At 44.4% G+C, this 8,846-nt stretch carries 7 protein-coding genes and 1 tRNA gene; 2 read left to right on the top strand and 6 right to left on the bottom strand.

Going from position 1 to position 8,846, the window contains the following annotated elements:
- Positions 1 to 10: 10 nt before the first annotated feature.
- The 4 genes from ACH0AB_RS04155 to dnaE form a co-directional block, all read right to left on the bottom strand.
- On the bottom strand, positions 11 to 742 hold the full coding sequence (locus ACH0AB_RS04155) for an acyltransferase family protein (RefSeq protein ID WP_406877301.1): 732 nt from the start codon (positions 740 to 742) through the stop codon (positions 11 to 13).
- A gap of 48 nt (positions 743 to 790) precedes the next feature.
- Positions 791 to 1,627, bottom strand: a complete 837-nt coding sequence (locus tag ACH0AB_RS04150) for an RNA methyltransferase (protein WP_406877299.1) — start codon at positions 1,625 to 1,627, stop codon at positions 791 to 793.
- 24 nt (positions 1,628 to 1,651) lie between these two features.
- The gene (locus ACH0AB_RS04145) at positions 1,652 to 1,996 is read right to left on the bottom strand and encodes an Hpt domain-containing protein (RefSeq protein WP_406877298.1); all 345 of its coding nucleotides are present in this window, start codon (positions 1,994 to 1,996) and stop codon (positions 1,652 to 1,654) included.
- A 172-nt stretch (positions 1,997 to 2,168) separates the two neighbouring features.
- Positions 2,169 to 5,729 (bottom strand): DNA polymerase III subunit alpha, encoded by a 3,561-nt coding sequence (gene dnaE, locus ACH0AB_RS04140; protein ID WP_406877296.1) that lies wholly within the window; start codon positions 5,727 to 5,729, stop codon positions 2,169 to 2,171.
- 148 nt (positions 5,730 to 5,877) lie between these two features.
- Here dnaE and ACH0AB_RS04135 point away from each other — a divergent pair.
- Positions 5,878 to 5,953: transfer RNA gene (locus tag ACH0AB_RS04135), tRNA-Arg, on the top strand.
- Between the two features lie 77 nt (positions 5,954 to 6,030).
- Here ACH0AB_RS04135 and ACH0AB_RS04130 read toward each other — a convergent pair.
- A complete protein-coding gene (locus tag ACH0AB_RS04130) occupies positions 6,031 to 6,432 on the bottom strand; it encodes a hypothetical protein (protein WP_406877295.1) in 402 nt (133 codons plus the stop codon).
- 319 nt (positions 6,433 to 6,751) lie between these two features.
- Between ACH0AB_RS04130 and pdxA the strand changes: the two genes are divergently transcribed.
- Positions 6,752 to 7,804, top strand: a complete 1,053-nt coding sequence (gene pdxA, locus ACH0AB_RS04125; protein ID WP_406877294.1) for a 4-hydroxythreonine-4-phosphate dehydrogenase PdxA — start codon at positions 6,752 to 6,754, stop codon at positions 7,802 to 7,804.
- Between the two features lie 121 nt (positions 7,805 to 7,925).
- Here pdxA and ACH0AB_RS04120 read toward each other — a convergent pair whose 3' ends face one another.
- Positions 7,926 to 8,738 carry a peptidoglycan DD-metalloendopeptidase family protein gene (locus ACH0AB_RS04120; protein WP_239742585.1) on the bottom strand — a complete coding sequence of 271 codons (813 nt, stop codon included), beginning with the start codon at positions 8,736 to 8,738 and terminating at the stop codon, positions 7,926 to 7,928.
- Positions 8,739 to 8,846 lie beyond the last annotated feature (108 nt).

Below are 8,846 nucleotides of genomic sequence, written 5' to 3'. Positions count from 1 at the left end.
TCGTTTAACGCTAAGCAAGTTTGATACGCTTAAGGATTGTGTTGAAAGTTGCTTGGTATAATTCGGTTTTAACTATATGTGTGAAAACATAATACAACACAGGCAAACTTATCATCAGCATCGCGATATTTTGCCACTGGCTTAGTTGTTTGGGATGCACCAACACAAACAGTAACGGTAAGCTAAAATAAAAACCCCACTCATAAAGCAGCGTCCAAGCCGCGCCTGCGACCAGCGGCCAAGCGTAAAAATCTTTAAGCGATTGATTGTTAAAGCTTAACCAGCGCAGCGTCCATTGCTGCCATTCAGACAGGGGTAACGGCGGATGTTGCTGGGTGAAATAGATAGCGACGATACAGACGCCCAAAAATAAATACAGTGGCACAATGCGCTGCAGCCGAGAGCGATAAAGATATTGCCAATCCATCCGCGGCTGTCTGAGCTTACCAAAAAATAAATATCCGGTAATTAAAAAAAACAGTGATACCGGCACACTACCCAAGTTGGTAAAAAAATCAATATTGGGTGACTGCCAGCGCCCCGTCGTTTGAAAGAAATAATTTTTAAAAAAGTGATGAGTAAACACCGATAACGCTAAAATGCCACGGATACCATCTAATGGGGAATGACGATGGCTGGCATCAAACCCCACAATCATCCGTTGGGGAAGTTGATTAAGTAGCCAAGTGACAAGCGTTAAGCTCAGCACAAACACAACAGCAAGCAAAACAGTGGCAGACATAAACTTTGAGCGCTTAACGGGTTATTAATTTATCGTTTAAGTAATGCTTTATCGTTTGAGTAATTTTGCGATGGTGGCTTGCAGTAACTGATATTCTTTGATATCAAGCTGTAATCTACTAAGCAGTCGATTAATACGCTGAGGCATCACTTTAGATTGGGCAGGATTGTATATATCTAAATTCTCCAGCAATGCCAACAGCCTATTTTCTAGCTGTAAACGCTGCTCATTTGAGATAGGTGGCTCATCCCACTGCTGGCGAAAAGTCAAATCAATGGATTTTTCAGCCGCTGTTTTTGCTGTCAATGCTAATTCGGCGGTTTCGTAAAAAACGCTGGCAATCACTTGAACCGCAGCGGCCACATTTAACACCCCATACTCAGCATTGGCAGGAATTTGAATATGGTAGTCAGCCAATTGCAGCTCTTCATTTGTTAAACCCCGATCTTCACGACCAAACACAATGGCAAGTTGCCAATTGCGATGCGCAGCATCTGTCATTAAATCGCCAAGGTTGTGAAAATTAGTGACCATCAATTCAGCCGCTTGGCGGGGCGATAACACGGGTCTTGGAATATGGCGTTGGCGACTACTGGTAGCAATCACCCAGTGGCAATCTTGCAAGGCTTGCTCAAGGGTGTCGCAAATGGTCACAGTATCTAAAATTGCTTTGGCACCTGCGGCATGGGCATAGGCATCTTCGTCAATCGGTAGTTTGGGCGCCACTACCGTGAGCTGTGTTAGACCCATGGTGTGCATGGCGCGGGCGGCAGAACCGATATTGGCAGGCAAGGTGGTATTTACCATCACAATGCGAATACCGGCTAAAAATGCCGCAAGGGTTGAGAAGGGTTGCGGAGAAGCGTTAGTGTCAGTCGTTACCATGGGTTATCAAATTTTAGTCAGTCGTTACGCAATAAGCGATTGTATTTGGTCATTCACTGCATGGCATTCCGCTTTGATTTCTTCAATCAGTTGTTCATGTTGGTGGATATGACCTGTGCGGCAGATTTCTTGCAGTTTATAACAAAGTTCGGTCAGCTCGGTAGCGCCAAGGTTAGAGCTAGCGCCTTTTAAGCCGTGCGCTGCATTATACCCCAAACGGTTGTCTAAGTTGGCATAAGCTGTTTCCATTTCCGATAAACGTTGTAAGCTATCTTGCATATAAGTATGAATCAAATCGACAAAATCTTCGTCAAGTAACGCTCTTAATTCTTCAAACTGTGGCAAGTTGATATGGGATGGCTGAGTCATATGAGTTTCCTGTTGATGGGACATTAAATAAAACATCATTCATTAAATTTGATTGGCTTATTTTAGCCCATATCTCATTGAATTTTATCAAAACTTTGATGAAAGTCAGATTAAGGGATACAAACGTTTATCACAGGGTGGGTTCATCGGCCAAATTCACCAAAATCAGACGCTAACTAAAATGTAAATGCAAATCTTCTTCATTGACCAAGCTTTTGAGTTTGCCAAAATTCTCTTCTGTCGGCACAATTTGCCAATGCGTTGGCATATTAAGATGGGCAATCGCATAGTCGTTATATACACATAGGTTAATCGGTACCCCTAATTGACCCGATGCATTGGCGGGCTGACTGTCCACAAATTGGGCATTGTCGGAAGGGTGATTCAACTGATGCGATAAATAGTGAATTGTTGAGTTATTGGCGGTCGCTAATAATTGCTGTATCTGTTCAAACAGTGCCATATCATGACCTGCAATTTTGATGCTGATTTTTTTTAGCCAGCGTTTGCGCGCATCGGTTAAGGTCATTACCTCTTGTAGGCTGGCATAAAACGTGCCATCGCGTTCACGAATAGAGCCGTCGATAATCACTACGGTTTCCACTTTAAGCTTGTCTTTGACGCGGGCAAAACGCTCGGCATAACAACTCACTTCGATACGACCTGTGCCGTCATCGAGCGTAATCACTGAGCGATTACCAAAGTTTGCCACATCGAGTATCAAGCCTGCAAAAAATACGGTTTCGCCATAGCTGGTTTCGCTTAAATCGCCCAATGTCTTTGGCGTATAGCGTTTTAACTCATCGCGATAACTATCAATCGGGTGACCGGTGAGATAAAGTCCTAGCGTGTCTTTTTCGCCTTTTAAGCGCTCAGCATCTGTCCAGACAGGCTCACGGGGCAATGGGGGCGGCGCAGTGACTTCTTGTATATCGCTAAATAAATCAATCATCCCTAGGCTGTCATTGCTGCGCTGTTGCTCAGCTGCTTGTACCGCTTTTGGCAATTCGGCAAGTAACGCGCCACGAATGTGATAAGCTTCATCCGCAGGCAAATCAGGTCGTAATTTTGGCGCAAAACTGTCAAAACAGCCTGCTTTAACCAATGCTTCAAGGGTGCGTTTATTGACTTTTCGTGTGTCAACACGGCGGCAAAAATCATACAAATCGGTAAACTCACCGCCCGCGTTTCGCGCTTCCACGATAGACTCTACGGCACCTTCACCGACACCTTTAATGCCGCCTAACCCATATACAATGGTCGTCGGGTTAATCGGCACAAACGCCCAATTGGAGTGGTTAACGCTGGGGTTTTCTACTTTTAAATCAAAATTTTCGCGGCAATCATTGATAAAAAACACTACGCCATCAGTATTATTCATGTCCGAGGTGATGACTGCCGCCATAAATTCGGCAGGGTAGTAGTGTTTTAAATAGGCGGTTTGATAGGCTAACACGCCGTATGCCGCTGAGTGTGATTTGTTAAACCCGTAGCCGGCAAATTTTTCCATCAAATCAAACACGCCGCCTGCAAGTTTATCATCGATGCCTTGACCAATCGCCCCTTCAACAAAAATACTGCGCTGTTTTGCCATTTCTTCGGGTTTTTTCTTACCCATCGCACGGCGTAGCATATCGGCACCGCCTAGACTATAGCCTGCCATCGCTTGCGAGATTTGCATCACCTGTTCTTGATAGACAATCACCCCATAGGTATTTTCCAGTATCGGTTCAAGTCGGTCATGGTCATAGATGACCTCTTCGCGGCCGTGTTTACGGTCAATGTACATATCGACCATCCCGGCATCTAGTGGACCTGGGCGGTACAGCGCACACATGGCGATGACATCTTCAATATTGGTCGGTTTAAGCTTGGCCAAATATTTTTTCATGCCGGTACTTTCAAGCTGGAACACAGCGGTGGTATGGGCATCTTGTAGCAGGGAGTAGGTGGGCTTATCGTCTAAGGGTAAAGTCTCAAGATCGAGCGGTGGCTGTTGTTCTTTAGCGCGGCGCGCATTGATATTTTTAACCGCCGCATTAATTACCGTTAAATTGCGCAGACCCAAAAAGTCAAATTTTACCAAGCCAACTGCTTCCACATCGTCTTTATCAAACTGACTGACGGGATGACCCTCTTCATCACAATAGATTGCGCTATAATCGGTGATTTTGGTCGGCGCAATAAGTACGCCCCCTGCATGTTTACCAACGCCCCGGGTAATCCCTTCTAGCCGTACCGCCATTTCCCAAATCTCATTGGCATCTTCATAATCCATGTTGTCAGGATTGTTAAGCAAATCTTTGAGCTGCGGTTCGGCTTCAACCGCTTCAGCCAGCGAAATGCCTGGGGTTTTGGGGATAAGTTTGGAGATTTTATCAGCAAGACCATACGATTTACCTTGAACGCGCGCGACATCACGCACCACCGCTTTTGCCGCCATCGTACCAAAGGTGATGATTTGGGATACCGCTTCTCGTCCGTATTTTTGCGCCACATAATCAATGACGCGGTCGCGCCCTTCGATACAAAAATCGACGTCAAAGTCTGGCATGGATACCCGCTCAGGGTTTAAAAACCGTTCAAACAGTAGGTCATATTCTAGCGGGTCTAAGTCAGTGATATTGAGCGAATACGCCACTAAGGACCCCGCACCTGAGCCACGACCAGGACCTACAGGCACATCATTGGCTTTTGACCAACGGATAAAGTCCATGACGATTAAGAAATAACCGGGGAAACCCATATTCAAAATCGTCGTGAGTTCAAACTCCAAACGCGCATCATACGGCTTGCGTTTTTCTGCCCAACTGTCGTCGCGCTTTTCGATGGGGTAGAGTTTTTCAAGGCGTTTTTCTAGACCTTCTTGGGCGGTGCGCCGAAAGAAAGTTTCAATGGTATCGCCTTCGGGAATGGGGAATTCGGGTAAATCGTGATGACCCATAGGAATAATGACGTTACAGCGTTTTGCCAAATCCAAGGTGTTATCAATCACCTCTGGCATATCACTAAACAGGGCAGTCATTTCATCTTGGGTTTTTAAATACTGCTCAGAGGAATAATCGCGTGGGCGATTGGGGTCGGCAAGCACTTGCGAATTGGCGATACACACCCGTGCTTCATGCGCTTCAAAATCATCTTCTGTTAAAAAACGCACGTCATTATGGGCAATGATAGGCACATCAAAGGCATTGGACATGCGAATGGCTTGCTCGATAAAACGGTCTTCGTTGGCGCGCTTGGTGCGTTTAATGGCAAAATAGACACGATCGGCAAATGCGGTTTGCCATTGTTGTAGTAGGCTATCGGCTTTTTCTGGATGAGATGATAACATGGCTTGACCGACGTCTGATTTTTCGGTGAATAGCACAATCACGCCTTCACTGCGCTCAAAAATCCAGTCACGCTGAATAATCGGTTTGCCCATTACTTGACCATCGACAAAACCTTTTGACACGATATTGGTCAAATTCTTGTAGCCGACTTGGTTGCTGGCAAGTAGCGTTACCGTCGTACTATCATTTTCAAGCCAGACTTCAGAGCCAATAATCGGCTTGATACCGGCATCCAAGCAAGCTTTATAAAATTTGACCGTGGCATACAGGTTGGATAAATCGCTAATGGCAAGCGCCAGTTGGTTGTCGGCTTTGGCCGCTTTGACCAACGCTTTGATGCGTACAATCGAGTCAGTGATAGAAAATTCGGTGTGAATACCAAAGTGTACAAATGCCATGGATTGCCTTTATTGCGGTTTATCTTTAGCCCGCTATTATACTATGAATTGCAAAACTGCGAACCTACAAAATCAGCAACAAAACGCTTAAAAAGTATCAGCGGATGCTAAGCATTTACGATTTAATATGATAAAATAGCAGACCTTTACGCCTATAGCTTAACTGGATAGAGCAGTTGCCTCCTAAGCGACCGACGTGGGTTCAAGTCCCGCTGGGCGTACCAGTTTTTTTGACATCAAAAACCCATAAAAATAAAAAACCCAATAAAAAAATATTGGGTGTGGTTGCAAAAAGTAAAAATTAGCTTAAACGTTTGGCATTGGCTGCCACGCGGCTATAGATAGGGTGCATGCCTTTTTCCAATACATGCAGCGCTTCTTGATTAACAGTATAAAAGAAGTTTTCCAATGAAATCGGTTGACCCAAGCTTAATTTCATACAGTTTGAAAACATTAATTGCCCAATATTTTGCTGCGCAACGAGCGCTTGCCAAGCCATTTGCGTCCAAGATTCAAAAAATGCGATGGGTTTTTCAGTCACCATACGTTCCATTTCTTTCATTTCTTTGGCATTGTTGAGGGGATTTTGTTTCGCTATCATATAGATGCGGCGCTGCATCACTTGTGGTACGCGAACTGAAAAATCTTCAGATTGCTGACACATTTTTTCAACTTTTTGGTTAATATGTTCATAGGTAGCCATAGGGACTCCATTGATAACAACGGTAAAATACAGGATTGACAGTAAAGTGTAGTGCTATTATACACTGATTTAAATTAAGTTAATAATAGCAAACTCATTGGGTATACAATACTTACTTAACATTACCCAAATAATCAGATTTCATTTAATCAAACCATTGGTGATCGCTAACCATAATCGATGTAATCAGGGTTTTAGTTGACGTCATGAACATGAAACTATTTTATCTTTATCAAGCTAACAATGCGCCCCATCATTGGTAATAAATTCATAAAATATTAACTGATAGCTTTATCAGTGTTTATCAAAAGGTATAAAAATGACCATTCAAAGTCTTCCCTTAGTGATTACTTCGGGCGAACCTGCGGGTATTGGCATGGATATCATATTGATGCTTGCCGACAGACAGCAATTAAATCTGCCCAATCGCGCTGTCATTGTGTTGGCAGATATCAAAGCGCTGCAAAAGAGGTATAGTGAGCTCAAACAAAAAGGCGCGGTGAAACACGGATTATTGATTCAACAGTTAGCGACGCAAGAGTTACATGAGTTAAAAGATTTACCGAAAATTGCTCAACCATCAGCGCATGACACTATTTTGGTAGTGGATGTGCCGGCAGCAGAACCTGTGGTAGCAGGACAGCTAAATCCGCATAACGCGCCGATGGTCATCGCACAGCTGCAACTGGCGCATAAGCTCGCCATCAGCAGACAAGTCGCTGCAATTGTCACCGCGCCACTGCAAAAATCGGTGATTATGACTGTGTTGCCAGATTTTATGGGGCATACCGAATTTTTTATGCAGCAGTCGGGGATGGATAAAGTGGTGATGATGCTCGCCAATAACCTGATGAAAGTGGCGTTAGTCACCACCCATTTGCCCCTGCGTGCGGTCGCCGATGCGATTTCCCACGAAGAAGTGGCAAAAACCGTCGATATTGTCATCCATGATTGTCAGCGAAAATTTGGTCTCACTCACCCAAAAATATTGGTCTGTGGACTCAATCCTCATGCCGGGGAGAGTGGCTATCTCGGCAGAGAGGAAATTGACATCATCAATCCTGTGTTACAGCACTATCGCGACCAAGGTGTCGATATTAGTTTGGCGATGCCAGCTGATACCTTGTTTACCCAAAAACATATCGCCACTGCCGATGCTATTATCGCCATGTATCACGATCAGGGACTGGCACCGCTCAAATCACATGGGTTTGGCGAAACGGTGAATATCACTTTAGGGTTGCCTTATATTCGTACCTCAGTCGATCATGGCACGGCACTGGATTTGGCAGGGACAGGCAAAGCGAGTGCCGATAGTCTGTATCATGCGATTGACTATGCCAATAACATGGCGACTGCGATTGTTCTCTAGTCATCCTTAACGATAATTACGCTCACAAAAAAGGCCAATCGTCATAGATTGGCTTTTTTATTGCGATTATTTTAAATAAATGTTTAACTATTTTAATTAATTATTTTAACCACCTATTTAATTATTTTAAATAACTGGCAGGGTTCACTGGCGTACCACGATAACGGATTTGGAACTCTACAGCAGGTTGATTCAAATTATTGTCTGTTCCAACGGTACCGATGGTTTGACCTGCTTGCACCGTTTGGCGCTCTTGTACAGCAAAATTTCCCAAATGCGCATAGGCACTAATGTAGTCGCTGTTGTGCTGAATAAGTATCAATTTGCCATATTCTGGCAAATCACTACCGACATACAGCACCGTACCTGGCTGGCTGGCGACAACATTTGCGCCGGCTTGTCCGCCAAACCACATACCTAGCGTACCTGTTTGTTGGTTAAACGGTCGCAATAAATTGCCAGTGGTAGGACGTAACCAACCTTGTGACAAGCTGCTGGTTGGCACGATGACTTGGTTTGGCATCGGTAACGGGGTTGATGAATTATTGGCTTGTCCAGGTGGGTAATAAGTCGGGTTGGACGGGCGAGATGATTGATTGACCGTCACAGGGCGAATGGTTGTTGGGCGATAAGAAGTAGGATTGCTTGCTGAGGTTAAAATCAAGCGTTGCCCTGGATAAATGGTATAGTTGCTATCAAGGCCATTGAGCGCGCCAACACGACGATAATCCAGTCCATAAATAGAGGTGATTTTGCTTAAAGTATCGCCGCTTTTGACAATATAATAGTTGGGCACACCCCGTACATACACAGGGCGTTTGTCTACGGTGGTGATCTTTTGTGAAGCACAAGCGGTCATCAATACCGCCGTACAGGCTATTGCACTGAGTTTTACCAGTTTGGGTGTGCACAGTGTTTTATAAGTGGCAAACATAACAGTCATTCCTAGCAAGTGATACAAAAAAAATTACAACAAGTCAGGGTATAGTAACTAACTTTTAACCACTTACAAAGTAACTGAAGTTAACAACAACGTTTCTTT

Source organism: Moraxella sp. 179-F 1C4 NHS (assembly GCF_045370505.1).
GTDB classification, from domain to species: Bacteria; Pseudomonadota; Gammaproteobacteria; order Pseudomonadales; family Moraxellaceae; genus Faucicola; species Faucicola tetraodonis.
This window is presented reverse-complemented; position numbering and strand designations above follow the sequence as displayed.